Origin of the sequence: Halorussus sp. MSC15.2, from assembly GCF_010747475.1 — an archaeon.
Lineage (GTDB): Archaea > Halobacteriota > Halobacteria > Halobacteriales > Haladaptataceae > Halorussus.
Window position 1 is genome coordinate 201,442 of the sequence record NZ_VSLZ01000001.1, and the last position, 24,641, is coordinate 226,082.

The following is a 24,641-nucleotide window of genomic DNA, read 5'->3' on the forward strand; positions in this document are numbered from 1 at the left end:
GGACACTACTTAAACACCATTATCTGTGAACCAGCAAGCCCACCCGGGTTCGCGGAGTAACTTTTGAAAATGAACGACGACCTCGCCGACGGCAACGGCGGTTCGGCGTCACCCCGTCCGTCCTACACGGAACCCAGCATCGACGTTCCCCCGCTGTCCCAAGACAACCTCTTCGACGCGCTGTCCTCCCGGCGGAGTCGGTACGTCCTCGTCGCCCTCCGAGAGGCCGACGGACCCCTCGACACCCGGGAACTCGTGGACACGGTCGCGGCGTGGGAGACCGGCAAGCCCATCGACCTCGTGTCCGAGGAACACTGCAAGCGGGTGTTCACGTCGCTTCGCCACTCCCAGTTGCCGAAGCTATCGATGATGGGTCTCGTCGAGTACGACGAGGACGACGGGGTAGTCGCGCCCGGCCCGTACGTCGAGCAGGCCGACGCGTATCTGGACATCGCGGTGAGCCGAGACGACAACGTGGAGGTCTGACGGTCGGACCGGCACGACGCGGTCCGACCGCGCGAGCCTCGGCAAGAATTGCGCCGGAGTAGGAGCGTTTTTCACACTCCCCGTTCCAACGTCTGTCATGCTCGATTACGTCTCCCTAGAGGACGACCTCGACGAGGAGGAGCGCATGATTCGAGACACCGCGCGGCAGTTCGTCGAGGAGCAGGTCAAACCCGACATCGGCGACCACTTCGAGGACGGAACCTTCCCGACCGAACTCATCCCGGAGATGGGCGAGTTGGGATTCTACGCGCCCAACCTCGAAGGGTACGGCTCGCCGAACGTCAGCGAAACGGCCTACGGCCTGCTGATGCAGGAGTTGGAGGCGGGCGACTCCGGCATCCGCTCGATGGCGAGCGTGCAGGGCGCGCTCGTGATGTACCCCATCCACGCCTACGGCTCCGAGGAGCAGAAGGAGCGGTGGCTCCCGGGTCTCGGCACCGGGGAACTCGTCGGCTGTTTCGGCCTCACGGAACCCGAACACGGGTCGAACCCCTCGGGCATGGAGACTACCGCCGAGAAGGACGCGGGCGAGTACGTCCTCAACGGGTCGAAGACGTGGATTACCAACTCCCCCATCTCGGACGTGGCGGTCGTCTGGGCGCGGGACCGCTCGGCTGAAGACAACCCGGTTCGGGGCTTCCTCGTCGAGACCGACAAAGACGGCGTGACGACCAACAAGATAGACGACAAGCTCTCGATGCGCGCGTCGGTCACCGGCGAAATCGGCCTGAACGACGTGTACGTCCCGGAGGACGCGGTCCTGCCGGGCGTCGAAGGGATGAAGGGACCGCTGTCGTGTCTCACGCAGGCCCGGTACGGCATCGCGTGGGGCGCGGTCGGCGCGGCCCGCGACTCCTTCGAGACCGCCCGCGAGTACGCCACCGAGCGCGACCAGTTCGGCGGCCCCATCGGGCGCTTCCAGATTCAACAGCAGAAGCTCGCCGAGATGGCGACCCAGATTACGACGAGTCAACTGCTGGCCCACAGGCTGGCTGAGCTGAAGGAGCGCGGGGACCTGCGCCCCCAGCACGTCTCGATGGCCAAGCGCAACAACGTCCGCATGGCCCGCGACCAGTCGCGCATCGCGCGCGAGATGCTCGGCGGGAACGGCATCACGACCGACTACTCGCCGATGCGCCACATGGCGAACATGGAGACGGTCTACACCTACGAGGGCACCCACGACATCCACACCCTGATTCTGGGTGAGGACCTGACTGGCATCGCCGCTTACGAGTAGGAACGGACGTCTCCGTAATTTCCGTGAGGGTTTTTTCTAGAGTGGAGAAACGAAGACGGGAGCGAACGAGCAGCTAGCTACTGCCGACACCAAGGAGTCACCGCAACGCGGGCCTCGCACCTCCCAAGCCTCCTCGCTCACTTCGCTCCCGCGTCCCTCGCACAGCGTTGGCGGACCACGAGGGTCCGCCGGAAGACAAATCGTCTTCCGAGCAATCGCGCCACGGCACGATGACGCCAGCGCGCGCCGATGTAGACCCGTCCACGAGCGATAGCTGAACTACCTGGACCACTGGGCGGGACTGAAAGGGGCCGGTCGCTCGCGTTCACTGTAGTCGTCTCAGCGACCTCTATCCGAGGCGAACCGAAGGTGAGCCGAGGATATGTCGCTGAGCGACCGCGAGCGACCGGGGGCTTTCGAAGAAGTCACGGTGACTGTGTCGTTGTAGCTGTCCTCTTTCTCTCGACCTCCGTCGGTTCTCCGAGCCACTTTTCACCGCCTGCGACCAACCTCACGCCAGAGCAGTGAACCTTCACGTCCGCTACGAGGGCGACGACGACCCCGACAAGTGCACGGCCCGGAAACTCGCCCGGTTCGACCTCGCCAAACTCCACCGGAGCGCGTCGGCGACCCCATACGGCATCGTGCTGAACCCCCACGCCGAGCAGGCGCTCTCGCCCGCCGACCGCGCCGAGACCGACACGCTGGTCGCGCTCGACTGCTCGTGGGAGACCGCCGAGCGCGCGCTGTTCGAGATGCCGGGCGTCCACCGGGCGCTCCCGTTCCTCGTGGCGGCCAACCCCGTCAACTACGGCAAGCCCTTCCGACTCAACACGGTCGAGGCGTTCGCCGCCGCCCTGACGATTCTGGGCGAGCGCGACCACGCCGAGCGAATTCTCGCGAAGTTCACGTGGGGCGAGACGTTCCTCGAACTCAACGACGAACCCCTCCGGCGCTACGCCGACTGCGAGGATTCGACCGAAGTCGTCGCGGTCCAGCAGGAGTATCTCGACGCCGGAGCGGAACAGTCGGCGACCGACCCGTAGTTGCTCCGGCCGGTCGCGTTTCCTGCCTCCGCGAGTCCCTCGCCGACGAGCGCGAGGACCGTGCCGTTCCGACTCAGGTCTCCGAACTCGGCCGACGCGACGTTTCGCTCGGCGTCCGCGACCGACTCGACCCGTCGCCACCCCTCGCCCGCGTCGAACCGCCACAGCGACAGCGCGTCCTCGGTCGCACTGGCCCGGTCAACCGCGGCGTCGTCGTAACCGACCGACAGCGCGAGATGTGCGTCGTCGTCGGTCGGCACCGCCCGGAGCGGGACGCCGACGACCTGTCGCTCGGTCGGGAGCGGCGGCGCGTCCGTCGCGGGGTCGAGCGCCACGTCGCGGGTCTCGAACGAGAGCGTGGCGTCCCCGAGCGTCACGCGCTCGCCGGCCGCGGTCGAGTCGCGGGCCGCGTAAATCGCGGTCCCCGGCGCGTCGGCCACCGAGACGCGGGTGAGCGCGGCGTCGTCGGAGTCGTTCAGGTAGATACCGACCCTTCGACTCCGGGGTCTCACGTCTCCACCGCCCGTCCCTCCGCTCTCCCGCGCTATCGTGAGATTCCGGAGCGCGGCGTCGTCGGACCGCGAGAGGACCACGTCGGCGAACCCGTTGCCCGCGGCGGTGGAATCGGCGATAGTCGCGTTCGCCGACGCGAAGACGCCGAGACCGTACTGGGAACTCCCTGCGACGCGGACCCCTTCGACCGTCACGCCGTCGGAGTTCCGGACCGAGACGCCGGCGAGATTGTCGGTCAGGTTCAGTCCCGCGACGCGGGCGTCGGGAGCGTTCCGGAGGAAGAGTCCGGTGTTGCTCGCGCGGACGGTCCCGCCGAGGAGTTCGACGCCGGGCGAGTTCTCCACGAAGACGCCGTCGCCGAGGTTCTCCACGGCCGAGACGTTCCGGAGCGTCGCGTCGGTCGTGCCGAGGACGGCGACGCCCGCACCCCAGCGCGTCGTCGAGAGGTTCGTGACGGTGACGTTCGAGCGCCGCTCCTGTCTACCGGGGCGCGTGGCCCCCCGAACGAGCGTAGCCACCCCAGCCCTCGTTCGCGCGCTCACGAGGACCCCCACGACGCCGGGTCGCCCGCCGCGCTCGTCCGCCGCGACGGTGTGGCCGCCGCCGCGCAGCGTCACGTCGTCGGCTCGGATGGCGATGCAGGCCCCCAGACCGGTCCGCGGGCGAGTCGGCGACGCGTTCGTCACGTCGTCCGCGAGGACGTACACGCCGGACTCGGTGACGGTCGTGCAACTCGTGATTTCGGTTGCGCCGGTCGTTTCGGTCGTTTCGGTCCCGTCGGTCCAGTCGGTCGATACTGTCCCGACTGGTCCGGATTCCGCCGAGACGCCTGCGACCGCTCCCGCGGGACCGACGACGCCGAGCACGACAATCAGTCCGAGGAGCGTGGCGACGATTCCCTCCGACATGGCCCAGACGTCACCGGACGCGAAGTTATGGCTTGTCGCCGCCCGCGACCGACCGTCGGTCCGTCTCACTCTGCAAGACTTAAATGCGATGACGGCCAACGCGTCGGTATGGCTAGCTTCGAGAAAGCGACAGCGCGAACCCTCGACAAGACGATTTGCATGCGGTGTAACGCTCGCAACCCCAAGAACGCCGACAACTGCCGGAAGTGCGGCTACGGCAACCTCCGACCGAAGAGCAAGGAACCGCGGAACGCCTGAATCGTCACTCCGGCGTCCCGTTACTCCGTCCTACGGTCCGTCTTCTTTCGCGCGGCGTCGCCCGAGCAGTCGCGTCGCTCTTTCGCAGTTGCGACACGCGACCGCTTGTCGGCGGTCTCTACGCTTCCGACTGAGACAGCGACGGCGACGTGGCGAGTCCGGCGTTACTCTCCGGAACCGGGATCGCCCGTCTCCTCGATTCGCGACCGGTACTTCGCCAGCGCCTCGTCCAGCGCCTCGTCGGCGTCCACGTCGAGCGACTCGGCGACCGCGAGTAGGGAGAACAGCACGTCGCCGAGTTCGTCGGTCTTCACGTCCAACGCCTCGGGCGACGCGCCGTAGTCGGTCGAGTCGTTGACGTCCTTGGCGAGTTCGCCGACCTCCGAGGCGAGGTCCAGAATCTGATAGGCCGGTTCGCCCTCCATGTCGTGTTCCGCGAAGAACTCGGCGACTCTCTCTTGGGCTTTCATCTGTCGCAACTGAGACCCGGACGTCGAAGGGTAAAACGATTGTCGGTTACTCGTCGGCGACCGCTACTCCTCGGGATACTTCGGTTCGCGGCGCTCGGCGCGCTCCAGCGCGCGCTCGATTACCTCGCGTACGTCTCCGTGGAACTCGTCGCCGTGGCCCGCGTACATGTTCTCGACGCCCTCGGGCATCCGGTTCAGAATTTCCCGGATGCTCTCGATTTCGCGCTCGCGGGACTGACCGGCCGAGTCCGTCCGGCCGAAGCTCCCGTCGTCGAACGCGCCGTCGTTGTACACCACCACGTCGCCGCTGAAGAGCGTCGAGTCACTGACGAACGCGAGGTGGTCGTCGGCGTGACCGGGCGAGTAGACCGCCTCGAACTCCTCGTCGCCGATGCGGACGGTGTCGCCGTCGTCGAGTCTCCGAGTTCGGCGCGGGTGGTCGCCGTAACAGAGCAGTTCCGGGTCGTAGGCGTCCAGCACGGCGTCGAGTTGGCCGACGTGGTCGCCGTGCTGGTGGGTCAACACCACCGCGTCCACGTCCTCGACGCGGTCGGCGACGATGTCCGTGACGCCGGACATGCTCCCGGCGTCTACCAGTACTGTCCGGTCGCCCTCCACGAGATAGGCGTTACAGGTGAACGTCTCCGCGTCGGCGGTGACGTTGTGAACGTGCATGCCGGGCTGTTCGGCACCTCCCCTCAAAACGCTGACGGGCGGCGGGGGACTTTAGTGTTCGAAGCGCCAACATGCTAGTAGACATGGGCTTTGGGAGCTACGACGAGTCCGAACAGGACAATCAGGACTACGACGCCGACCTCGACGACAGCGGCGTCGATACGGAGGAGAACTCCCACGAGGGCAGCGTCGATTTCGAAATCGGTGCCTCGAACGACGAACTCATCGACCGACTACAAGACATCAAAGACGACGGACAGAGCGAGACCTGATAGGGTCGGTCGTAACTCTGTTCAGCACTGGTCGTCCACTAACGGTGTATCGAACGTGACACAATCAGACGACGGATTCGGACCGGGACGGAACTACGACCGACCCTACGAGCCGTGAAGTCCGGCGTCCGCGCGCTGGGTATCGCCGAGTCCTATCGCGAACGCCGTAGCACGCTGGCGGGCGTTGTCACCCGCGCGAGTCGCGTCACCGACGGCTTCGCCTACGAGTCCTGCACCGTCGGCGGGACGGACGCCACCGACGCCGTTATCGACCTCTTCTCGGACCTCGACCGCGAGGACGTGCGATACCTCTTCGTCGCCGGTATCGCGCTGGCGTGGTACAACGTCGTGGACCTGCACCGGGTGTCGGAGGCGACCGACCGCCCCGTGATTTCGGTGACGTTCGAGGAGAGTCCGGGACTGGTCGAGGCGCTGGAGACCGAGTTCGAGGGCGAGGAACTCGCCCGACGGAAAGCCGCCTTCGAGCGCCAACCGCCCCGAGAGCGACTCGCGGTGAACGACCAGACCGTCTTCGTCCGGTCGGTCGGCGTCGATTCGAGCGAGGCCCGCGACGCGGTGCGGGCGTTCACGCCCGAGGGCGGCCGGCCCGAACCCCTGCGAGTGGCGCGACTGGCGGCGCGGGCGGGCGACGACTTCCGACGGCAGGCCGCCGATTCTTAATACTCGAGACGCGTGGTCTCACCCATGGGAGACATGGACGGTCTCGAAGTGACCGAATGCACGCGCTGTCCCGAACTCGTGGACAGCAGAAGCCAAATCGTCAACGGCACCGGTCCGGCCGACGCCGACCTCCTGTTCGTCGGCGAGGGACCGGGCGCACAGGAGGACGAGCAGGGCGAACCGTTCGTCGGCCGGAGCGGGACGGTTCTGGACGACAAACTCCGCGAACGGGGACTGGCCCGCGAGGACGTGCGCATCACCAACTGCGTGCGGTGCCGCCCGCCGGAGAACCGCGACCCCACCGTCGAGGAACTGGAGAACTGTTGGCCGTACCTCGAGTCCGAGATAGAGCAGGTCGACCCCGAGGTGATAATCACGCTCGGCAAGGTGCCGAGCGAACACCTGCTGGACCGCGACGTGGCCGTCACGAAGGAGGCCGCGACCGTCGAACAGGTGGACCTCGGCGGCGCTGTCCGGGACGTCCTCGTCTGCGTCCACCCCGCGGCGACCTTCTACGACCGCAGTCAGGAGGAGTCGCTCGACGCCGCCTTCGACAAGGCCGCCGCGATGGCGGACGGCGACTCGAACGGCCAGTCCCAACTCGGCGACTTCTGAACCCCAAGCGGTCTCGCGCTTCCGACCCGGTGGTTCGTCTCGCTCTCCGACAGTAATCGCCGAATAACAATGGGACCGCCGTCGGAAGAACGGGTCCCATGCCGTTCCAGATTCCCGGTCTCGTCGCGGTGTCAGAATCGCTCACAGTCGTCGCAACTGCCGTCCTCGTGCCGTTCGTCCTCGCTTCGTTGGTGTATCTCGACGCCCGCTGGCGACGGAGTTCGGCGGGTTCGCGCGACAAGGCGCTCGCACCCCTCGCGTGGGGCGCGACGACCTTCCTCTCCGGGGTCGCGTGTCCGCTCGTCGCGGCGTGCTACGTGGCGGTCCGGGGCCGCTAGCGGTCCAGCGCGGCCCACCGGAACTCGTCGTCGAACGCCAGCGCCGTCTCGTAGCGGTCGGCCGGGTCGGCCACGAGCGCCCGGTCGAGGACGGGGTCGAGTTCGGCGGGGAGCGCGGGGTTCGCCGAACTCGCTGTCGCGGGGTTCGGCCCCGGAATCGCGCCCGTGAGCAGGTGGTAGGCTAACGCGCCGACCCGGTAGACGTCACCCGCGACGCTCGCCGCGTCGGTCTCCTGCATCGACGCTCCGGTTGCCTTCCGTGACGTCACGTCTCCCTGCAGTCGTTCGGGCGGCGCGTAGGGGTCGGCCGCGTCTCGGTCGTCGGCCAACACCTCCGCCAGAAACCAGTCGCCGACCAGCACGTCGCCGGCGGTCGTCAGGTCGCGCTGGCCCTCGTCCGACGCCTCGCGGAAGACGTGCCGGGGCGCGAGTCGGCCGTGTGCCGCGCCCTCGCGGTGGGCCGCGTGGAGCGCCCGGGCGACGCCCGAGACGACTTCGACGCGCTCGCGGTCCGCGACCGGCCATGAGTCGGCCAGCGACCCGCCCGCGACGAAGGGGGTCCGGAACCACGGAACCGGGTCGCCGTCCGGGCCGACGTCGAATTCCCGAATCGGAAGGACGCCGTCGGCCGCCCCGGAGAGGTCGGCCCACCGCTCGACGGCGTCGGCGACGGCCGCCGGGTCTCGGTGTCCACGCCGTCGCGGACGCGAGTCTCGGCGACCAGCGTCGGCCCGTCGGGCGTCCGGACGCGCTCGCGGTACGTCTCGGTGACGGGACCGCCGCCGAGTCGGTCGAGGCGGCCGAACTCCGCACCGGAGTCGCTGCCGGGGGTCTCGCGCGTCGCTCGGCGGTAGCCGACGCCGAGGAGACCGGCCCCGAGCAGGCCGAACAGTCCGAGTCCCGACGGGGAGGTGGCGAATCGCCCGGCCGCGGCCAGCGGTGCGGTGGCGAGCGGCGAGGGTCGGTCCACGGCGTACAGCGTCCCGCTCTGGGTCGCCACCAGCGCGAGGTCGCCGACGACGTCGGCCCAGAGTCCCCGGTCGTCCGCGAAGTCGAGTCTCCAGCGTTCGTCTCCCGACCCGGCGTCGATGGCGGCGGTCCCGGTTCTCCCGACCGCGTAGACGAGTCCGTCTCGCACGGTCCCCCAGTAGTTGTTCCCGCTTCCGGTGTCGGCGCGCCAGCGCTCGCGGCCCGACTCGGCGTCGACCGCGACCAACCCGTCGCCGACCGAGAAGTAGACACCGTCTCCGTCCGTCTCGACGCCGTGGCCTCGGTCGCCGTCGCCGCCGAAGGTCCACCGCTTCTCGCCGGTTCTGACGTCTATCGCGGCCAGCGACTGTCCCCAGACGAAGACGGTGTCGGCGGTGACGGTGCCCATCGCGGGGTGAGGCGGGAGTCGCTCGTGGGGTGTCCGCCAGCGTCTGGTTCCGTCGCCGACTCGGAGTCCGTAGACCGCTTCGTCGGACCACCCGACCAGCAGGCCGTCCCGCACTTCGGCGGCCCACGTCCGCTCTTCCTCGGGCGTCCGGGCGACCCACCGCTGACGACCGTCCTCCCGGCCGAGCGCGTAGTAGCCGCCCGTCCCGCCGAGGTAGACGCGCTCGTCGTCCAGCAACGGACCGGCGAGTCGGTCCTCGCCGTCGAGTTCGGTCGTCCACAACTCACCGCCTTGGGCGGCGTCGGTGGCGGTCACGCGTCCGTCGGCGGCGGTGACGACCGCGCCGTCGCCGACCACGACGTTCCGGTAATCGAGGTTGCCCGTGGCGACTCGCCACCGGTCGCTGCCGTCGTTGGCGTCGAGCGCCCGCAGTCGCTCGCCGTCCACGACGTACACCAGTCCGTCGGCGGCCTTCGGAAACGTCGAGCGGCCGTCCAACTCGCGTCGCCAGCGAGTCTGTCCCGTTTCGGCGTCGAGGGCGCACACCTCGTACTGCGACTCCCCGTCGGACCTGCTCCGGACGAGCGTGACGAGCGCTTCTCGGGTCCTGACCGGGGGGTAGACTGTCGCCGCCGCGTCGGTCTCGAACGTCCACCGAACTCGGTGGTCGGTGTCGATACCGGGAACGCCAACCGCCGGTTGCCCCGTCGCAGACACGCGGGTTGTACCGACCGCACGGGTGTCCGCCGCGGACCGACTCGCGCCACCGAGTCCGCCTGCACCGAGGAGGAACGTTCGCCGACTCGTCTCTCGGGAGACCATATCGGCTGGGGACGCTCTGCGGCCTTCATCGTTTGGGTGATTTGGCTCCCGACAGCCGCCAGTCACTGGAATGCGACGCAGTAGCGAAATATGGGCGGTGTAAACACGTGGTAGAAAGCGGAGAGTAGATGCGCGTCCCCGTCAGCCGACTGCGACGCGGGTCCCCGTCGAAAAGAAACGGAGATTCGGGAGAAAAGCGTTTAGGGCCGGTTCGAGCCGGTTCCGAGCCACTTACTTCCGTCGGCGAGGTCCCGGATGGCGTCGAGGATGGACTTGCTCTCGTGTTCGTCCGGGCGGAGTCGCGCGCGGATGCGCGAGGAGAGCAGTTCCACCGAGATGACGATGACGAACACCATGATGATGCCCGCCGCGGCCTTCTGATACTTGAACAGGTCCTGTCGCAGGCGGATGTACCGACCGATGCCGCCCGCGCCGACGACGCCGAGACTGATGGCGATGCGAGTGTTGATTTCGAGGATGTAGAGCGTCCACGCGACGTAGGAGGTCGAGACCTGACTCAGCATCCCGAAGCCGATGACCTGCGGGCGCGAGGCCCCCGTCGATTGGATGGCCTCGATGGGTCCGTCCTCGATTTCTTCGAGTTCGTCGGTGAACAGTCGGCCGAGATTTCCGACGGTGTCGGTGGCGATGGCCAGCACTGCGCTGACCTCGTTGATGCCCGCCAGCGGCACGTAGATGAGAATCCAGACCAGCGCCGGAATCGCCCGAATCGCGCTCATCGCGCCGCGGAAGATGAAGTTGAACGGGAACGGCGTGACCTGTTCGGACCCGAGCACGCCGAAGAACAGCGCGAGCGGGAAGCCCAGTACCGTGCCGGTGAACCCGAGAACGATGGTCACCATGCTGAGTCGCACCAGCGACGCGCTGTCGCTCGTCACGCTCTCGACGATGGGCTGACCGAAGTTCCGGAAACTGGCCGGAATCGCCTTCAGCCCGGTGATGTTGTTCTGCTCGGTGTAGATGGTGAAGTCCACGAAGTTCGGCGGCACGAAGCTCTTGATGAACTCTATTTCTTGGGGCACCTGCGCCCAGAGTTCCTTCGGGTCGAAGCCGATGAAGTCGAGACCGAAGTACGTCGCCGCGAGGACGACCGCCAGCATGGCCACGGCGAACAACTGTCGGATGCGTCGGCGTCGCTCCAGCACCTGCAGCGTCTCGTCGATTCGGGAACTACTCATCGTCCTCACCTCGCTCGGGTGCCGTGGTGGCGAGATTCTCCGCTCTCTCCTTGGCCGCCTCGTCGTCGCCGTAGTAAATCTGGTCCACGACGTCCATCGTGAGGTCCTCGCGGTCGCCGTCGAAGATGAGTTCGCCGTCTCGGACGCCGAGGAATCGGTCGCCGAACTCGCGGGCGATGTTGACTTGGTGGAGGCTGGCGACGGTCGTCAGGTTGCGCTCTTTGGCCGCCTCCTTCATGTACCGCATCACGTCCTTCGCGGCCTTCGGGTCGAGACTCGACACCGGTTCGTCGGCGAGCAGCAGGTCGGGGTCCTGCACCAGCGCCCGGGCGATGCCGACGCGCTGTTTCTGCCCGCCGCTCATCGACCCGGCGCGCTGTCCGGCCTCGTCGAGCAGGCCGACCGTGTCCAGCGCCTCCAGTGCGGCGCGTTTGTCCTCGTCCGGGTACATGGTGAGCGCGCTCTGTGCGAAGTTCGACCGGGAGAGCGCGCCGGTGAGCGCGTTTCTGAACGCGCTCATGCTCTCGATGAGGTAGTGCATCTGGAAGACCATGCCGACCTCGCTCCGCTCCCCGCCGACCGGTTTCTCGTTGATGATGACCTCGCCCTCGGTTGGTTGTGTCAATCCGTTGAGGACGCGTAGCATGGTGGACTTGCCCGCCCCCGACGGACCGAGGAGAACCACGAACTCGCCTTCGGGAATCTCGAAGCTGATGTCCTCCAAGGCGACCGTGTCCCTCCCGTAGACCTTAGTTACGTTATCGAGTGAGACTGCTGGCATCGGTGAAAAAACGAGTGTAACGGTTTATTTATCTATTTATTTCAGGACGTTTTGAAGTAGTCCGTGCCGACGCCGAGTTCTTTGGCGGCGTCGATGACCGGCTGATACTTGTCGGAACTGACCTTCCGAACGCCGTTGAACCAGAGGTCGTCGTCGGTGTCCTTCTTGCCGTCCTTTCCGAGGTAAATCTTGTCGGGAGCACTCGTGAAGGCCTCGACGAGCGCCGTCTTCTCTTCCTCGGTCAGCTTGGGACTCACGACGATGGGCGCGCGGGGCAGGCCCGTGTGCTCCTTGATGATGGTCGCGTTCTTGTCGAAGTTGTCCTGTAGGCCGGGGACGAACCCGCCGACTCCGGCGAAGTCGGCCTGTCCGTTCTTGAGCGTCTCGTACGCGCCGGTGTGGCTGGAGAAGTTCGGCGTGAACGAGGCGTTACTGCCGCCGCCCTCGGGCAGGTCGCCGATGTTGATACCGGCCTTCTTCAGGTCGTACAGCGGGAACAGACAGCCACTCGCCGAGAGTCGGTCGGCGAACGCGATGGTCGTGTCGTTGTTCTCGACGTACGTCTTCATCTCGTCGAGGTTGCTCACGTCCACCTCGTCGGCCGCGACGATGATGCTCTTGTACTCCCAGCTACCGTACCCCTTCCGCTGGAGCGCGATTTCGGCCTTTCCCGCCTCGACGCCCAGCGCGGCCGAGAACGGACCGGTCTCGGCCATGTCCGACGTGCCAGCGCCAAGCGCCTGAATGACGGCGCTGTAGTTGTTCGCCAACTTGAGTTTCGCGGGGACGTCGAACTCGTTCTGGAGGTGCTCCTTGATGGGCTGATACTGCGCTTGGAGTCGTTCCTGAGCGACGGCCGGAGAGACGTTGAAGTTAACCTCGCCGTTCTGGAAGTCCAGCTTCGCTTCCGTGGTCGTCTCCGTCGCGTCGCTCTCGCCACCCTCGGTGGTGTCCGAGGCGGTCGTGGTGGTCCCTTCGTCCGAGCCGCCACCACCCATACAACCCGCGAGTCCAACTGTCCCGATTACGCCAGTCGTCTTGAGGAATTTTCGTCGGTTTGCCATGACCGAATCGTATTATTCGTCAGACACACGTCGGTTAAGTCTTCCTATTTTTGCTATATACTTCACCTCCATTCGGGCCGTAGAAAGGCGACAGATGGCTAAATCGTCCCAATCGTCGGCAACCGAACGCCGCGCGCGGTCGAGGGAGTTCCTGCCACAAGGGAAAGCGACTTGCCTGCGCCAGCCCCACGTTCGAATATGAGTAGTCAGCGTACGCGCACGCAGGAGCGCGGAGACGCGGCGTCGGTCGTCGTCGTCGATTACGGACTCGGCAACCTGCGGAGCGTCACCCGCGGACTGGAGCGGGCGGGCGCGGACGTCGAGACCAGCGACGACCCGGAGCGCTTCGAATCGGCAGACGGCGTCGTCCTCCCCGGCGTGGGCGCGTTCCGCGAGGGCGTCGAGAACGCCGGGCCGTACCGCGAGGCCCTCCTCGACGTCGCCGAGAGCGGGACGCCCGTGTTCGGCATCTGTCTCGGGATGCAGATGTTGCTCACGTCGAGCGAGGAGGCCGAACACGCCGGAGAAGGGGACGTCCGCGGTCTCGACCTGATTCCCGGAACGAACGTCAGGTTCGCCGAGGGCCAGAAAGTCCCCCACATGGGCTGGAACCAACTCGACGTACAGCGCGACCACTCTCTCGTGGACGGTATCGACGGGAAGTACGCCTACTTCGTCCACTCCTACTACGCGGTGCCCGACGACGAGGACGCGGTCGTCGCGACGACCGACTACGGGCGAGCGTTCCCCGCCATCGTCGCCGACGACTCGGGCACGTCTTCGGCACTCAGTTCCACCCGGAGAAGAGCGGCGAGACCGGTCTCCGAATCCTCCGTAACTTCGTAGACATCTGCCGGGAGTAACGCCCGCCGTCTCCCTCCGACTCGGACTCGCTTTCCAGCGTTACAGGAAGTCCCGGACCTCCGAGTACCACATATCGTGGTCGTCTACCTCGTCCACGCGGCGCGCGATTGCGACGGCGATGACGTGCCAACAGAGGTCGGTCGGGTCCTCGGGGTCGAGGTTGTATTCGCTGTCCCGACAGCCACAGCCGCGACCCTCAACGATGTACTCGTCGTCGTGACCGACGACGACCGTGAAGTCCCGGTACTCTTTGATTCGGCCCTCCGAGACGGCCTCGATGGCCTGCGCGCCCCTGTCGTCGTGGACCGACAGGATGTGGTTGGTCACGCCGGGCGTGAGTTCGCCCGCCGCTTCGAGGTCCTCTTGCCACTCCTCGACCTCGTTCACGAGTACCACCGCCTCCGGGCAGCGACGGGCGGCGAGGAGCGTCGGGTGGCGTCGGCCGGGAACACGCCAGAGGGGTTTGGAGGGCGGGCCTAAACAGGTTCCGGTCGCGCGGTCGTCCGGAGTCGGGCGGGGACCGCCAGTCTACCCGAGGGAGGGCCGAACCGGAGCGGCCACCGGGAGAACTAGTGACTGCACCGCGAGCGACCGAAGGGAGCGAGCGGCTTTTTGGTCTCTTCGTGAACGACGCGAACGAAGGCTCGTCAGAGCTTGTCTCTGCCGGTGCAGATTTTTCGAGGAGGGTGCCCACAGCGCCGCAGGCGCGAGGACACCCGACGAGAAAAAGGTGGTTCTGCATCGGTTGGCTTTTCGCCGGGGAGCGACGAGTGGCGGTATGCGCGTCAGCGAAGGCGGAGTCGAGGTCGAGGTCCCCGAACAGGCCGACGAGGGAATCGGCGACGAGGTGTTCTTCAACCCGGTTCAGGAGCTGAACCGCGACCTGACCGTGGCCACGCTCCGGGCCTACCGGGACCGCGAGCAGCGCGCCGAGTACTACCTCGACGCGATGGCCGCCAGCGGCATCCGCGGCGTCCGCGCCGCCGCCGACGGCTGGAACGCCACCCTCGCGGACATCGACCCCGACGCCGTCGAACTCTGCGAGCGGAATCTGGAACGCAACGACCTCGACGGCGAAGTCGTCCAGCGCGACGCCAACGCCCTGATGCACGAGGAGGTGTTCGACGTGGTGGACATCGACCCCTTCGGGACGCCGATTCCGTTCGCGGACGCCGCGTTCGCCAACACCCGCGACCTCGTCTGCGTCACTGCGACCGACACCGCACCGCTCTGCGGGGCGCACTTCCACAGCGGCGTCCGGAAGTACGGCGCGGTCCCGCGAAACACCGACTACCACGCCGAGATGGGCGTCCGCGTCCTGCTGTCGGCGATGGCCCGGACCGCCGCGCGCTACGACGCGGGCGTGACGCCGATTCTCACCCACGCCACGAGCCACTACGTCCGGACCTACCTCGAACTCGACCACAGCGCCAGCGACGCCAACGCCGCCATCGACGAGTTGGGCCACGTCTACCACTGCGAGGACTGCCTCTACCGCGAGCACGAGTTCGGTCTCCTCGCCGACCCCATCGAGACGTGCCCGGAGTGCGGAAGCGAGCGCACGCTGACGGCCGGGCCGCTGTGGCTCGGTCCGACCCACGACGCCGACTTCGTCGCCGCGGTCCGCGAGGAGTTGGACGACTCGATGGGGACCGAGAGCAAGGTCGAGCGCCTGCTCGACACCCTCGAAGGTGAACTCCACGAACCGACCCACTACGACCAGCACCGCCTCTGCAAGGAGTGGGGCCGGGCGGCCCCGGCCATGGACGAGTTCCTCGGCGACCTCCGGGACGCGGGCTACGAGACGTCCCGGACTCACTACGGCGGAACCACGTTCAAGACGCCGGCGACCGTCGAAGCGATACGCGAGGCGACACGCGAGTCGTAACTCCGCGTTTCCGAACCGAATACCCGGCGTATTGCCAATGAATATTTGTATCTCGTTGGCGAAATGAGTCGCGTGCCCAGTCTCGGAAACGCTCTGAACGCCGGTCGCTCGGTCATCGAGGAGGCGCGCGCGCAGGAGATTACCTTCTTGGCGGCGAGTACCGCCTACTACTCGTTCGTCTCGCTCATCCCCCTGCTACTGCTGGCCTTCATCGTCGTCTCGTTCGTGGCCGGCGACCAGTTCGCGACGCAGGTCGTCAATCAGGCGTCGGGACTGCTGACGGCGACGGGGCAGTCGGAGCTACGGCAGTTCATCACCGACCCGACCGGACGCGGCGGGACGACCATAATCGGTCTCGTGGTGCTGATTTGGAGCGCAATCAAGGTGTTCCGGGGCTTCGACGAGGCGTTCTCGGCCATCTACACGACCGACGCCAAGACGGGAATCGCGGACCAAGTCAAGGACGCTCTTCTCGTGCTGGCCGCCATCGGGGTCGGTGTCGTCATCCTCGTGCTGGCGGGCGCGGCGACCGCGCTGTTCCCGCAGTTCCCGTTCGTCGGCGTCGTGGCGACGGTCGTCCAGTTGGTGGCGCTGGTGCCGGTGTTCCTCCCGGTGTACGTCGTCTTCCCCGACGCAGACGTGTCGATTCGGGAGGCGCTCCCCGGGGCCGTGCTGGCGACGGTCGGGTGGACGATACTGCAGGTGCTGTTCCGCGTCTACGCGGCGGCCTCTTCGACCGGCCCCTCCCAGTTTCTCGGGACCGCTCTCCTGCTGGTGACGTGGCTGTACTTCGCCAGCATTCTGGTGTTGCTCGGCGGCGTCGTCAACGTCGTCCTCGCCAATCGCGGAAGCTACGCCGAGCGAACCAAAGACCCGGAGGAACGGCGCATCGAACGCAAGCAGGAACTACTCTCCCAATACATGACCGACGACGACGAATCCGCTCCCGACATCGTGGAACTCCGCGACGAGTTGCGGGAGTTGCGAGCAGACGTGGAATCGTTCGAAGAGGACATCGAATCGCGCACGGTCGAGAAGCCGGAAGTCGAGTCCGAACTGAAGCAGTACGTCCGCAAGCGACTGCGCCGGGGCCACGCCCGCGGTTGGGGGCCGTATCTCGTGTTGCTGTACGGGACGCTCATGACTCTCGGCGCGTTCTTCTGGCTGGAGGAGTTCTGGGCCATCTTCGCCATGGGCGTCGTCTGGCTCTCGACGCTCGGACTCTACGCGCTGATGGTGATGCTCGGGTTCGGCGTCGGCGTGCTGACCCTCCCCAGTCGCATCAGCGACCGTATCGGCAACTTCCGGTCGTAGGCCGTCTCGACACCCTCCGGTCGTAGACCGTATCGATACCTTCCAGTCGGTGACCGCATCGATACCTTCCGGTCGGTGACCGCATCGATACCTTCCGGTCGGAGACAGTATCGGTAACACTCGGTCGAAAGGTATACCTGCCGCCGGTCTTACCCCCAGTCGATGACCGGTCGCAGCATCGGCGTCGCGGTCGCGTTCGACCGTCACCTCCCGCCGGCGGTCCGCGAACTGTTCGGCCTGCTCACGAACGTCGGCGACGTCGGCGTCTTGCTCGCCGCGGTCGCACTGTGCTACTGGTTCGGCGACCGACGACGCGGGGCGGTCGCGCTCGCGGGCGTCCTCGGCGCGTCCTCGCTGACGCTCGCGCTGAAGGGTCTCTTCGCGCTCCCGCGCCCACCGGCGACCCTCCGCGTCGCTCGCGCGACCGGCTACGGCTTTCCGAGCGGTCACGCCCTCTCCGCGACGGTGGCGTTCGCTCTCCTCGCGCTCGCTCTCGACCGACGTACTCGACGCAGTCGCACGGCGGTCGCCGCGGTCGTAGTCGCGGTCGTCTCCCTCTCCCGGGTCGTCATCGGGGTCCACTACGCCGTGGACGTGGTCGTCGGCGTCGGCGTGGGACTCGCGTACGTGGCGGCGCTCGTCGGCGTCAGCGACTGGCGACCGAGACGGGCCTTCGCCGTCGCGGGCGTCTTCGCGGCGGCCGCGCTTCTGACGAACGGACTCACGCCGGACGCGACCGCTGCGCTCGCGGGCGTCCTCGGTGCGGGCGCGGCGTGGACGGTGTTCGAGATACCGTCGGAGGCGTCGGTACGACCGCTCGCCGCGTTCGCAGGACTCGCCGTACTGGGTGCGCTCGGCTACGCCGGGAACGCGCTCGAACTGTCGCTCCCGGCACTCTTCGGCCTGAATCTGCTAGTTCCCGCGGGAATCGTGGCGCTCCCGCTGGCGGTCGAGCGCGTGCGAAAAGAGGAGTCGGCGACAGTGACCTGAACTGGGAGGCCGACTCAGAACTTCTCGAGGTACTTCTCTTTCTCCCACGCCGAGACGTGGGTCTTGTAGTCGGCGTAGTCGGCGCGCTTGGCCTCCACGAACTTCTCGGTGACGTGTTCGCCGAGGGCCTCTCGGACGACTTCGTCCTCTTCGAGCGCGTCGATAGCCCTGTCGAGGCTACCGGGGAGCGTGGTGATACCGTACTCGTCGAGTTTGGCGTCGTCGAACTCGTAGATGTCCTCGCGGACCGGGTCGCCGGGGTCGGCGTCGTTCTCGATGCCTTCGAGTCCGGCCTTGATGACCACGGCGAGCGCGAGGTAGGGATTACACGACGGGTCGGGACTCCGAATCTCGAACCGGGAACTCGCGCCCGCGGCGTCCGGGACGCGGATGAGCGCCGAGCGGTTCACGTCGCTCCACGCGACGTAGACGGGTGCCTCGTAACCGGGGACGAGGCGCTTGTAGGAGTTGACCGTCGGGTTCGTGACGGCGGTGAACGCCTCCGCGTGGTTCAGGACGCCGCCCATGAACTTGTAGGCGGTCTCGCTCAGGTTGAACTCGTCGTCCTCGTCGGCGAAGGCGTTGCCCTCGTCGTCGAAGAGGCTGATGTGGCTGTGCATGCCCGACCCGTTGATGGCGCTGATGGGCTTGGGCATGAACGTGGCGTGGATGTCGTTCTGCTCGGCGACGGCGCGGACGACCGCGCGGAAGGTCGCGATGTTGTCCGCGGCCGACAGCGCGTCGTCGTACTTGAAGTTAATCTCGTGCTGGCCGTCGGCCACCTCGTGGTGGCTGGCCTCGACCTCGAAGCCCATCTGCTCCAGCGTGAAGATGATTTCGCGGCGCACGTCGCTCGCGAGGTCCTTCGGCGCGAGGTCGAAGTAGCCGCCCGAGTCGTGGGGAACGGTCGTCGCCCGGCCGTCCTCGTCCTTCTGGAACAGGAAGAACTCGGGTTCCGGACCGATGCTGACCGAGTAGCCCATCTCCTCGGCCTCCGCGAGGACGCTCTTGAGTACCTGACGCGGGCCGCCCTCGAAGGGCGTTCCGTCGGTGTTCACCACGTCGCAGATGAGTCGAGCGCTCGCGGTGTCACCGTCCGAACGCCATGGCAGGACGGCGAACGTCTCGGGGTCCGGTTCGAGACGCATGTCGCTCTCCTGAATTCGGACGAACCCCTCGATGGAGGAGCCGTCGAACCAGATTCCCTCCTCGAAGGCCTTCTCGACCTGCGAGGCCGGGACGCTGACGTTCTTGACCGTCCCCGTGATGTCCGTGAACTGGAGGCGAACGAAGTCGACGTTCTCCTCCTCGATTTGTTCGAGTACGTCTTGCTCGGCGTCCGTCAACCCCGCCTCTTTGCTGGCCGCAACTTGTCCATCCGTCATTTTTGTTGGCATTCTACACCACTACGTGTACTATTAAAACCTTACCGATTGGCTCAATTCTGACTTTCCGGCCTAGAATTGGATATTCGTAAAATTCTAAAGGACGGGTCCCGTTTGGAAGCGTAATGACGTACGAAAATCTCGACGCGAAGTTGGTGAACGCGCTATTGGGCGACGGTCGGGCCAGTCTCCGGAGTCTGGCAGAGGACCTCGACGTGTCGGTGACGACCGTCTCGAACCACCTACAGGACCTCGAAGACGAGGGCGTCATCGACGGCTACACGCCCAAAGTGGACTACGACGCCCTCGGGTACGACGTGACCGCCATCCTCCAACTCAAGGTCGAGGGGAACGCGCTGGAAGACGTGACAGAGAGCCTCCAGAATCACGACCAGATGATTAGCGTCTACGAGGTGACGGGCGACTACGACATCATCGCGGTCGGGAAGTTCACCGACACTGACGGGATGAATCGCGGTATCAAGACCCTGCTGAACGACCCCGATATCAAGGAGAGCAACACCAGCGTCGTCCTCAACGCCGCCAGCGAGCACGAGCAGTTCGACCTAGATATCGACGGAAGTGACTAGGCCACGAGACATTATTTGCTTGATTTAGGACCGATAGGCTTTCAAGCAATCGAGAGTAGGTAGTTCCTAATGAGTCTCATCGCGGAGTTCTCCCTCAGGTCTTCGGAACTCGCGTTGGCCGACGCTCTCGACGAAGCCACTAACGTGACCGTCGAACTCGAACACCAGATGGCGACCGAGTTCGACGCGCCCGTGATGATATTCTGGGCGTTCGGTGGCGACCTCGAGCGGTTGGAGGCGGGACTCGAACGCGACGAGACGGTTCTCGAAAGTGCGGTCATCGAGGAACTGGCCGGTCGGAAACTCTATCGCGTGCGACTCGACTACGACCACGTCTGTGCTATCTATCCCGTCTACCACGACCTCGGTGCGTCGCCGATAGCCGCCACGGCGTCGGCCGACGGCTGGCAACGGCGAGTTCGATTCCCCGACCGCGATTCGGTGGTGGAGATGCGCAACACCTGTGCCGACAAGGCCGTGGACTTCCGACTCCACCGGCTCTACACGCCGGGCGAGTCGGAACTCGAAGACGAGTTCGGTCTGAGTTCCGAACAGCGAGACGCGCTGATAACGGCCGAGCGCGTGGGTTACTTCGAGGTTCCCCGCGAGACGGCACTGGAGGAACTGGGCGACGAACTCGACATTAGCGGCCAGTCTGCCTCCGAGCGCCTCCGCCGGGGCATCTCGAAACTCGTCTCGAACACGCTCCTGAGCGACTTCTGAGCGCTACGCTCCGACGTCTCGGGTCACGAGAAACGGCGACCGTGAGCGATACAGCCGTCGTCGTCACGGAAATCGCCGTTGCTACTCGAAGCAGTCACGCCTCTCGACTCGAAGCCGTTGAACGCTCGTCGAACGCAGGACTCACGATTTACGCGCGAAACCGCGAGAAAAACGGAGAATACCGGACGTCGTGGCACAGTGTCGAACGACACCGCGCGATTCGAACGGGAGTGGGCCGATGCGGCCGGGCAGTCGAACGGGCAGTGAAGGTAGGGTCGTGGCCTACGTCACATTGCGCCGCCCATACCGCCCATGCCGCCCATGCCGCCCATGCCGCCGCCCATGCCGCCGGCACCGCCGGGCGCGCCGCCGTCGCCGCCGTCGTCGCCGTCGACCTGACCGCCTTTCAGGTCGCCCGCGGCGATGACGTCGTCGATGCGGAGGAGCATGACGGCCGCCTCGGTGGCGGACTCGATGGCCTGGGTCTTGACGCGGAGCGGCTCGACCACGCCGTCTTCCTCCATGTTCACGATGTCGCCGGTGTAGGCGTCGAGACCGGAGGCGAAGTTACCGGCGTCGTGCTGACTGCGGAGGTCAACGAGGCTGTCGATGGGGTCGAGACCCGCGTTCTCGGCGAGGGTGCGCGGGATGACTTCGAGCGTGTCCGCGAACGCCTCGACCGCGAGCTGCTCGCGGCCGCCGACGGAGTCGGCGTAGTTGCGGAGTTCGAGCGCGAGTTCGGTCTCGGGCGCGCCGCCGCCGGGGACGACCTTGCCGTCCTCCAGGGTGACGCGGACCACGCCGAGGCTGTCCTCGATGGCGCGCTCGACCTCGTCCACGACGTGTTCGGTGCCGCCGCGGAGGATGAGGCTCACGGACTTGGCCTCTTCGACGTCCTCGACGAAGATGCGCTGGTCGCCGCCGACGTCCTTCTGAGCGACGCTACCGGCGAAGCCGAGGTCCGACTCCTCGATGTCGTCGACGTTGCTGACGACGCTCGCGCCGGTCGCGCGGGCGAGCTTGTCCATGTCGTCGGACTTGGCGCGGCGGACCGCGATGATGCCCGCTTCCGCGAGGAAGTGCTGGGCCATGTCGTCGATGCCGCCGTCCACGAAGACGACGTCGGCGCCGACGGCTTCGAGCTTGTCGACCATCTCGCGAAGCTGCTCCTCTTCTTGGTCGAGGAACTGCTGGAGCTGGTCGGGGTCCGTGACGTTGACTTCGGCGTCGATTTCGGTCTCCTGAATCTCGAGGGCGGTGTCGAGCAGGGCGACGTTGGCGTCCTCGACGAAGTAGGGCATGTTCTCGTGGACGCGCTCCTTGTCCACGATGACGCCCTCGACGAGTTCGGACTGGTCGATGGAACCGCCGACGACGGTCTCGACTTTGACGTTGTCGGTGTCGATGCCGTCCTCGTCGGCGACGCTCTGGACGGCGCGCACGACGAGTTCCGAGAGCAGGCCCTTGGCGTTCTCCGCGCCTTTGCCGGTCATCGCGGTGGACGCTATCTTCTCGAGCGTCTCGGTGTCGTCGGCGTCCACGTCGATGGCCTTCTCGGTGAGGAGTTCCTTGGCCTTCTCGGAGGCCTGTCGGTACCCCTGCGCGAGCGTGGTCGCGTGGATGTCCTGTTCGAGGAGGTCCTCGGCCTTCTCGAGAAGTTCACCGGCGACGACGACCGCGCTGGTCGTGCCGTCGCCGACCTCGTTCTCCTGCGTCTCGGAGACTTCCACGACCATGTTGGCCGCGGGGTGCTCGATGTCCATCTCCTTGAGGATGGTGACGCCGTCGTTCGTGACGACGACCTCGCCCGTGGAGTCCACGAGCATCTTGTCCATGCCTTTCGGACCGAGTGTCGTCCGAACGGCCTCGGCGACGGCGGTCCCTGCGGTGATGTTCATCGACTGCGCGTCCTTTCCGGAGGTGCGCTGGCTGTCCTCGGAAAGTACAATCATCGGCTGGTTGCCCATTCGTTGTGCCATGTTCGTTGCAATGATTGATTGCCATTCTACATAAAGCTTTCCCTAGGTGCTGTTAGAACGCCAGCACAGAACCCTGAACTTGATATGTGAATCCTTATCACAGGTAGTTTTATAAGATGGCGTGGGGACCGGCCACGCTGCGGGCACGACGCCAAATTACGATGGCGTTCGGCAACGTCCTAACTGCGACTCCGGTAATATCATCCGCCGGAACTGCTCGGTAACAGGACCGACAGAACGGAAGTAGACGGACCTTTCTAAAACGGGGTACTCCGGAGACGAGGTGTCACGGTAACTACGTCGAGAAAAGCGTGCGTCGATTCTACCCCGGGAACTGGTGGAACTCCATCCCCTCGCGCTTCATCTCGTTGCGCTTGCGCTCGAGGAACGAGTACACCGACCCGTGGGGCGCGCCGTCGAGAATCATCTCGGCCGCGCTCCGGACCACGTCGACCTGTTGGGGACTGCCGATGACACCCATCGTGGTGCCGTAGATGACGACGCTCGCTCCGGTCAACTCCTCCATGAGTTCGCGAGTCCGGCCGTTCTCGCCGATGAGTCGGCCCTTCTGCCGTTCGAGGTCGTTCTGGTTCCGAGCGGCGGCGTCGATGTCGATGATGTCTAACATCATCATGTCGTCCTCCAGTAGGGTGAGGGCTTCGTCGGGGGCGAATCCGCGCCCGATGGCCTTCACTATCTCCGGTCCTTTCAGACCGAGGATGGGGTCGCCGGTCTTCTCGACGTCTACCTTCCCGTTCTCGGAGTCGATGTCGAGTCGCACCTCCGCGCGACTCTCGATTTCGCGCATCGTCTCACCTCCTTCGCCGATGAGAACACCGATTCGGTCCTGCGGAATCTTCACGTGTTGCATGGCGTATGGTAGTCGCTCCGGGTGTTTTAAGGCTTCGTCCGCGTGCGAGTAGTATCGGAATCTGCATCGGCAACCGGTAGCGGTCAGTCGAAGAGACCGACCCCGTCCGGGAGCGCGCGCTCGCGTTCGTCGTCGGTGAGACGGTACCGCTCGAACTCGGCTTCGAGGTCGTCGATGCGCTCGCGGCGCTCCTGATGTGCGTCGAGGAAGTCGGCTATCTTCTCGGCGGCGTGGGCCTTGAGTTCCCCGCTGAGCAGGTCGCCGGCGCGGTACTCCTCGGCGAGGCGTTCGAGGGTCGCGTCGTCTTCCTCGAAGAAGAACGCGAGCAGTTGGTAGGCGACGTCCACCTCCGGGTCACCCCCGTGTTCGCGGTGGGCGTCGAGGCTCGACTCGCCGCCGGAGTAGGCGTGCGTCTGAATCTTCTCCTCGACCGTCTCGCGGTCGTCGGTGAGGTAGATGGCGGGCGCGCTATCCGAACTGCTCATCTTCCCCGGCCCGTCCAGCGTCGGCAGGAACTTGCTCAGGAGCGCTCCGGGCTTGTCCACGTCGAAGGTCTCTTTCGCGGCGACGTCGCGCGCGAGTCGGACGTGCGGGTCTTGGTCCACCGCGATGGGAACCACACTGGCGTGTCGCCCGTGGACCAGTTGGGGCAGCAGCAAGTGAGCTATCTGGACCGCGGGGTAGAACGACATCCCCACGTTGTCCGGTCGCCCGTACGTCGCCTCCATCGTGGACTGGGTGACGTGCTTGGCGAACTGGACCGCGACGGGGTAGATTACGTCGGCGTCGGCGGTGTCCACGACGATGCGCGTTCGCTCGGGGTCGAACCCCACCGCGAGCAGGTCCCGGAGGTTCTCTCTGGCGTACTCCGCTATCTCATCGAGCGAGAGGTCCTTGGTGAAGTGCTTCTCGTCGTCCGAGAGCGGGACGTAGACGTGCGCGCCGGTCTGTTCCTGTAGGTGCTTCGCGAAGTAGAACTGCGGGACGTGTCCGAGGTGCATCGGTCCGGACGGGCCGATGCCGGTCACGAGCGAGACGGTCTGTCCCTCCTCGGCCGCCGCGAGGAACCGGTCCACGTCCGGCCCGCGTAGTACGCCCGCCGCCGGACCATCGGGTGGGACCCGGGGAAGCGAGCTATCTGGTCGTCGGTCAGTTCGTCCGCGCCGAACCGGTCGAGGAGTTCGCGGTAGTCTATCTCTCCTTCGACCGCGTAGGGCGTGACGGTGAAGTCGTCTGAACTATCGTTTGCTGGCATGGTGTCGTGACGTTT

25 protein-coding genes and 2 pseudogenes are annotated in these 24,641 nt (G+C 66.0%); 14 read left to right on the forward strand and 13 right to left on the reverse strand.

Annotated features, from left to right (window positions below; translation table 11 throughout):
* Nucleotides 1–69: 69 nt before the first annotated feature.
* The 3 genes from FXF75_RS01065 (at nucleotide 70) to FXF75_RS01075 (ending at nucleotide 2,793) form a co-directional block, all read left to right on the forward strand.
* Nucleotides 70–486, forward strand: a complete 417-nt coding sequence (locus tag FXF75_RS01065; protein WP_163519727.1) for a hypothetical protein — start codon at nucleotides 70–72, stop codon at nucleotides 484–486.
* Between the two features lie 97 nt (nucleotides 487–583).
* Entirely contained in the window at nucleotides 584–1,747 is a 1,164-nt protein-coding gene (locus FXF75_RS01070; RefSeq protein WP_163519728.1) for an acyl-CoA dehydrogenase family protein, read from the forward strand.
* Between the two features lie 524 nt (nucleotides 1,748–2,271).
* The gene (locus FXF75_RS01075; protein ID WP_163519729.1) at nucleotides 2,272–2,793 is read left to right on the forward strand and encodes a DUF367 family protein; all 522 of its coding nucleotides are present in this window, start codon (nucleotides 2,272–2,274) and stop codon (nucleotides 2,791–2,793) included.
* Here FXF75_RS01075 and FXF75_RS01080 read toward each other — a convergent pair.
* Nucleotides 2,703–4,214 carry a NosD domain-containing protein gene (locus FXF75_RS01080; RefSeq protein ID WP_163519730.1) on the reverse strand — a complete coding sequence of 504 codons (1,512 nt, stop codon included), beginning with the start codon at nucleotides 4,212–4,214 and terminating at the stop codon, nucleotides 2,703–2,705. The two genes, FXF75_RS01075 and FXF75_RS01080, sit on opposite strands and share 91 nt — an antisense overlap.
* Nucleotides 4,215–4,322: 108 nt before the next feature.
* Between FXF75_RS01080 and FXF75_RS01085 the strand changes: the two genes are divergently transcribed.
* On the forward strand, nucleotides 4,323–4,472 hold the full coding sequence (locus FXF75_RS01085; RefSeq protein ID WP_163519731.1) for a 50S ribosomal protein L40e: 150 nt from the start codon (nucleotides 4,323–4,325) through the stop codon (nucleotides 4,470–4,472).
* Nucleotides 4,473–4,636: 164 nt separating this feature from the next.
* On the opposite strand, the gene FXF75_RS01090 is transcribed toward FXF75_RS01085, so the two are convergent.
* Entirely contained in the window at nucleotides 4,637–4,942 is a 306-nt protein-coding gene (locus FXF75_RS01090) for a MazG nucleotide pyrophosphohydrolase domain-containing protein (protein ID WP_163519732.1), read from the reverse strand.
* Nucleotides 4,943–5,005: 63 nt separating this feature from the next.
* Nucleotides 5,006–5,617, reverse strand: a complete 612-nt coding sequence (locus FXF75_RS01095; protein ID WP_163519733.1) for an MBL fold metallo-hydrolase — start codon at nucleotides 5,615–5,617, stop codon at nucleotides 5,006–5,008.
* Between the two features lie 83 nt (nucleotides 5,618–5,700).
* Between FXF75_RS01095 and FXF75_RS01100 the strand changes: the two genes are divergently transcribed.
* The 4 genes from FXF75_RS01100 (at nucleotide 5,701) to FXF75_RS01115 (ending at nucleotide 7,523) form a co-directional block, all read left to right on the forward strand.
* Nucleotides 5,701–5,889: a DUF5786 family protein gene (locus tag FXF75_RS01100; RefSeq protein WP_163521034.1), complete on the forward strand. Its 189-nt coding sequence runs from the start codon at nucleotides 5,701–5,703 to the stop codon at nucleotides 5,887–5,889.
* A gap of 114 nt (nucleotides 5,890–6,003) precedes the next feature.
* Nucleotides 6,004–6,570, forward strand: a complete 567-nt coding sequence (locus FXF75_RS01105) for a DUF99 family protein (RefSeq protein WP_163519734.1) — start codon at nucleotides 6,004–6,006, stop codon at nucleotides 6,568–6,570.
* A 24-nt stretch (nucleotides 6,571–6,594) separates the two neighbouring features.
* Nucleotides 6,595–7,185, forward strand: a complete 591-nt coding sequence (locus FXF75_RS01110) for a uracil-DNA glycosylase family protein (RefSeq protein ID WP_163519735.1) — start codon at nucleotides 6,595–6,597, stop codon at nucleotides 7,183–7,185.
* A 98-nt stretch (nucleotides 7,186–7,283) separates the two neighbouring features.
* Nucleotides 7,284–7,523 (forward strand): hypothetical protein, encoded by a 240-nt coding sequence (locus FXF75_RS01115; RefSeq protein ID WP_163519736.1) that lies wholly within the window; start codon nucleotides 7,284–7,286, stop codon nucleotides 7,521–7,523.
* Here FXF75_RS01115 and FXF75_RS01120 read toward each other — a convergent pair.
* The 5 genes from FXF75_RS01120 to FXF75_RS01140 all read right to left on the reverse strand — a co-directional run bounded on the left by FXF75_RS01120 (nucleotide 7,520) and on the right by FXF75_RS01140 (nucleotide 12,701).
* On the reverse strand, nucleotides 7,520–7,885 hold the full coding sequence (locus FXF75_RS01120; RefSeq protein ID WP_163519737.1) for a hypothetical protein: 366 nt from the start codon (nucleotides 7,883–7,885) through the stop codon (nucleotides 7,520–7,522). The two genes, FXF75_RS01115 and FXF75_RS01120, sit on opposite strands and share 4 nt — an antisense overlap.
* A 14-nt stretch (nucleotides 7,886–7,899) precedes the next feature.
* A complete protein-coding gene (locus FXF75_RS01125) occupies nucleotides 7,900–9,723 on the reverse strand; it encodes a PQQ-binding-like beta-propeller repeat protein (protein WP_163519738.1) in 1,824 nt (607 codons plus the stop codon).
* 200 nt (nucleotides 9,724–9,923) lie between these two features.
* Nucleotides 9,924–10,922, reverse strand: coding sequence for a phosphonate ABC transporter, permease protein PhnE (gene phnE, locus FXF75_RS01130; protein ID WP_163519739.1), 999 nt, complete (start codon nucleotides 10,920–10,922; stop codon nucleotides 9,924–9,926).
* Nucleotides 10,915–11,703 carry a phosphonate ABC transporter ATP-binding protein gene (phnC, locus tag FXF75_RS01135; RefSeq protein WP_163519740.1) on the reverse strand — a complete coding sequence of 263 codons (789 nt, stop codon included), beginning with the start codon at nucleotides 11,701–11,703 and terminating at the stop codon, nucleotides 10,915–10,917. Before phnC ends, phnE begins: the two co-directional genes overlap by 8 nt.
* 41 nt (nucleotides 11,704–11,744) lie before the next feature.
* The gene (locus tag FXF75_RS01140) at nucleotides 11,745–12,701 is read right to left on the reverse strand and encodes a PhnD/SsuA/transferrin family substrate-binding protein (protein WP_240334474.1); all 957 of its coding nucleotides are present in this window, start codon (nucleotides 12,699–12,701) and stop codon (nucleotides 11,745–11,747) included.
* 264 nt (nucleotides 12,702–12,965) lie between these two features.
* Here FXF75_RS01140 and hisH point away from each other — a divergent pair.
* Nucleotides 12,966–13,630 (forward strand): annotated as a pseudogene (gene hisH / locus FXF75_RS01145) (imidazole glycerol phosphate synthase subunit HisH).
* A 40-nt stretch (nucleotides 13,631–13,670) separates the two neighbouring features.
* Here hisH and FXF75_RS01150 read toward each other — a convergent pair.
* Nucleotides 13,671–14,018 carry a hypothetical protein gene (locus tag FXF75_RS01150; protein WP_163521036.1) on the reverse strand — a complete coding sequence of 116 codons (348 nt, stop codon included), beginning with the start codon at nucleotides 14,016–14,018 and terminating at the stop codon, nucleotides 13,671–13,673.
* A 391-nt stretch (nucleotides 14,019–14,409) separates the two neighbouring features.
* On the opposite strand from FXF75_RS01150, the gene FXF75_RS01155 reads away from it, so the two are divergent.
* The 3 genes from FXF75_RS01155 (at nucleotide 14,410) to FXF75_RS01165 (ending at nucleotide 17,823) form a co-directional block, all read left to right on the forward strand.
* The gene (locus FXF75_RS01155) at nucleotides 14,410–15,519 is read left to right on the forward strand and encodes a tRNA (guanine(26)-N(2))-dimethyltransferase (protein WP_163519742.1); all 1,110 of its coding nucleotides are present in this window, start codon (nucleotides 14,410–14,412) and stop codon (nucleotides 15,517–15,519) included.
* A 72-nt stretch (nucleotides 15,520–15,591) separates the two neighbouring features.
* A complete protein-coding gene (locus tag FXF75_RS01160) occupies nucleotides 15,592–16,833 on the forward strand; it encodes a YhjD/YihY/BrkB family envelope integrity protein (protein WP_309221733.1) in 1,242 nt (413 codons plus the stop codon).
* A 162-nt stretch (nucleotides 16,834–16,995) separates the two neighbouring features.
* On the forward strand, nucleotides 16,996–17,823 hold the full coding sequence (locus FXF75_RS01165; RefSeq protein WP_163519744.1) for a phosphatase PAP2 family protein: 828 nt from the start codon (nucleotides 16,996–16,998) through the stop codon (nucleotides 17,821–17,823).
* Between the two features lie 14 nt (nucleotides 17,824–17,837).
* Here FXF75_RS01165 and glnA read toward each other — a convergent pair whose 3' ends face one another.
* The gene (gene glnA, locus FXF75_RS01170) at nucleotides 17,838–19,208 is read right to left on the reverse strand and encodes a type I glutamate--ammonia ligase (RefSeq protein ID WP_163519745.1); all 1,371 of its coding nucleotides are present in this window, start codon (nucleotides 19,206–19,208) and stop codon (nucleotides 17,838–17,840) included.
* 125 nt (nucleotides 19,209–19,333) lie between these two features.
* Here glnA and lrp point away from each other — a divergent pair, with 125 nt between their 5' ends.
* Nucleotides 19,334–19,798, forward strand: a complete 465-nt coding sequence (gene lrp / locus FXF75_RS01175) for an HTH-type transcriptional regulator Lrp (protein WP_163519746.1) — start codon at nucleotides 19,334–19,336, stop codon at nucleotides 19,796–19,798.
* A gap of 69 nt (nucleotides 19,799–19,867) precedes the next feature.
* Nucleotides 19,868–20,521 carry a helix-turn-helix domain-containing protein gene (locus tag FXF75_RS01180; protein ID WP_163519747.1) on the forward strand — a complete coding sequence of 218 codons (654 nt, stop codon included), beginning with the start codon at nucleotides 19,868–19,870 and terminating at the stop codon, nucleotides 20,519–20,521.
* Nucleotides 20,522–20,808: 287 nt separating this feature from the next.
* Here the strand turns inward: FXF75_RS01180 and thsA are convergent, their stop codons facing one another.
* The 3 genes and pseudogenes from thsA to FXF75_RS01195 all read right to left on the reverse strand — a co-directional run bounded on the left by thsA (nucleotide 20,809) and on the right by FXF75_RS01195 (nucleotide 24,626).
* The gene (gene thsA / locus FXF75_RS01185) at nucleotides 20,809–22,488 is read right to left on the reverse strand and encodes a thermosome subunit alpha (RefSeq protein WP_163521038.1); all 1,680 of its coding nucleotides are present in this window, start codon (nucleotides 22,486–22,488) and stop codon (nucleotides 20,809–20,811) included.
* Nucleotides 22,489–22,822: 334 nt separating this feature from the next.
* Nucleotides 22,823–23,371: a pre-rRNA-processing protein PNO1 gene (locus FXF75_RS01190; RefSeq protein WP_163519748.1), complete on the reverse strand. Its 549-nt coding sequence runs from the start codon at nucleotides 23,369–23,371 to the stop codon at nucleotides 22,823–22,825.
* A gap of 83 nt (nucleotides 23,372–23,454) precedes the next feature.
* Nucleotides 23,455–24,626, reverse strand: a pseudogene (locus FXF75_RS01195) (tryptophan--tRNA ligase).
* Nucleotides 24,627–24,641 lie beyond the last annotated feature (15 nt).

What these genes read in the sequence shown, in the direction of transcription:
- glnA (WP_163519745.1), bottom strand. Translation starts at nt 19,208, where the DNA reads ATGACGGATGGACAAGTTGCGGCCAGCAAAGAGGCGGGGTTGACGGAC.
- FXF75_RS01125 (WP_163519738.1), bottom strand. Translation starts at nt 9,723, where the DNA reads ATGGTCTCCCGAGAGACGAGTCGGCGAACGTTCCTCCTCGGTGCAGGC.
- FXF75_RS01140 (WP_240334474.1), bottom strand. Translation starts at nt 12,701, where the DNA reads ATGGGTGGTGGCGGCTCGGACGAAGGGACCACCACGACCGCCTCGGAC.
- FXF75_RS01070 (WP_163519728.1), top strand. Translation starts at nt 584, where the DNA reads ATGCTCGATTACGTCTCCCTAGAGGACGACCTCGACGAGGAGGAGCGC.
- lrp (WP_163519746.1), top strand. Translation starts at nt 19,334, where the DNA reads ATGACGTACGAAAATCTCGACGCGAAGTTGGTGAACGCGCTATTGGGC.
- FXF75_RS01095 (WP_163519733.1), bottom strand. Translation starts at nt 5,617, where the DNA reads ATGCACGTTCACAACGTCACCGCCGACGCGGAGACGTTCACCTGTAAC.
- FXF75_RS01180 (WP_163519747.1), top strand. Translation starts at nt 19,868, where the DNA reads ATGAGTCTCATCGCGGAGTTCTCCCTCAGGTCTTCGGAACTCGCGTTG.
- FXF75_RS01155 (WP_163519742.1), top strand. Translation starts at nt 14,410, where the DNA reads ATGCGCGTCAGCGAAGGCGGAGTCGAGGTCGAGGTCCCCGAACAGGCC.
- thsA (WP_163521038.1), bottom strand. Translation starts at nt 22,488, where the DNA reads ATGGGCAACCAGCCGATGATTGTACTTTCCGAGGACAGCCAGCGCACC.
- FXF75_RS01165 (WP_163519744.1), top strand. Translation starts at nt 16,996, where the DNA reads ATGACCGGTCGCAGCATCGGCGTCGCGGTCGCGTTCGACCGTCACCTC.
- FXF75_RS01080 (WP_163519730.1), bottom strand. Translation starts at nt 4,214, where the DNA reads ATGTCGGAGGGAATCGTCGCCACGCTCCTCGGACTGATTGTCGTGCTC.
- phnC (WP_163519740.1), bottom strand. Translation starts at nt 11,703, where the DNA reads ATGCCAGCAGTCTCACTCGATAACGTAACTAAGGTCTACGGGAGGGAC.
- FXF75_RS01115 (WP_163519736.1), top strand. Translation starts at nt 7,284, where the DNA reads ATGCCGTTCCAGATTCCCGGTCTCGTCGCGGTGTCAGAATCGCTCACA.
- FXF75_RS01090 (WP_163519732.1), bottom strand. Translation starts at nt 4,942, where the DNA reads ATGAAAGCCCAAGAGAGAGTCGCCGAGTTCTTCGCGGAACACGACATG.
- FXF75_RS01110 (WP_163519735.1), top strand. Translation starts at nt 6,595, where the DNA reads ATGGGAGACATGGACGGTCTCGAAGTGACCGAATGCACGCGCTGTCCC.
- FXF75_RS01190 (WP_163519748.1), bottom strand. Translation starts at nt 23,371, where the DNA reads ATGCAACACGTGAAGATTCCGCAGGACCGAATCGGTGTTCTCATCGGC.
- FXF75_RS01065 (WP_163519727.1), top strand. Translation starts at nt 70, where the DNA reads ATGAACGACGACCTCGCCGACGGCAACGGCGGTTCGGCGTCACCCCGT.
- FXF75_RS01085 (WP_163519731.1), top strand. Translation starts at nt 4,323, where the DNA reads ATGGCTAGCTTCGAGAAAGCGACAGCGCGAACCCTCGACAAGACGATT.
- FXF75_RS01100 (WP_163521034.1), top strand. Translation starts at nt 5,701, where the DNA reads ATGGGCTTTGGGAGCTACGACGAGTCCGAACAGGACAATCAGGACTAC.
- phnE (WP_163519739.1), bottom strand. Translation starts at nt 10,922, where the DNA reads ATGAGTAGTTCCCGAATCGACGAGACGCTGCAGGTGCTGGAGCGACGC.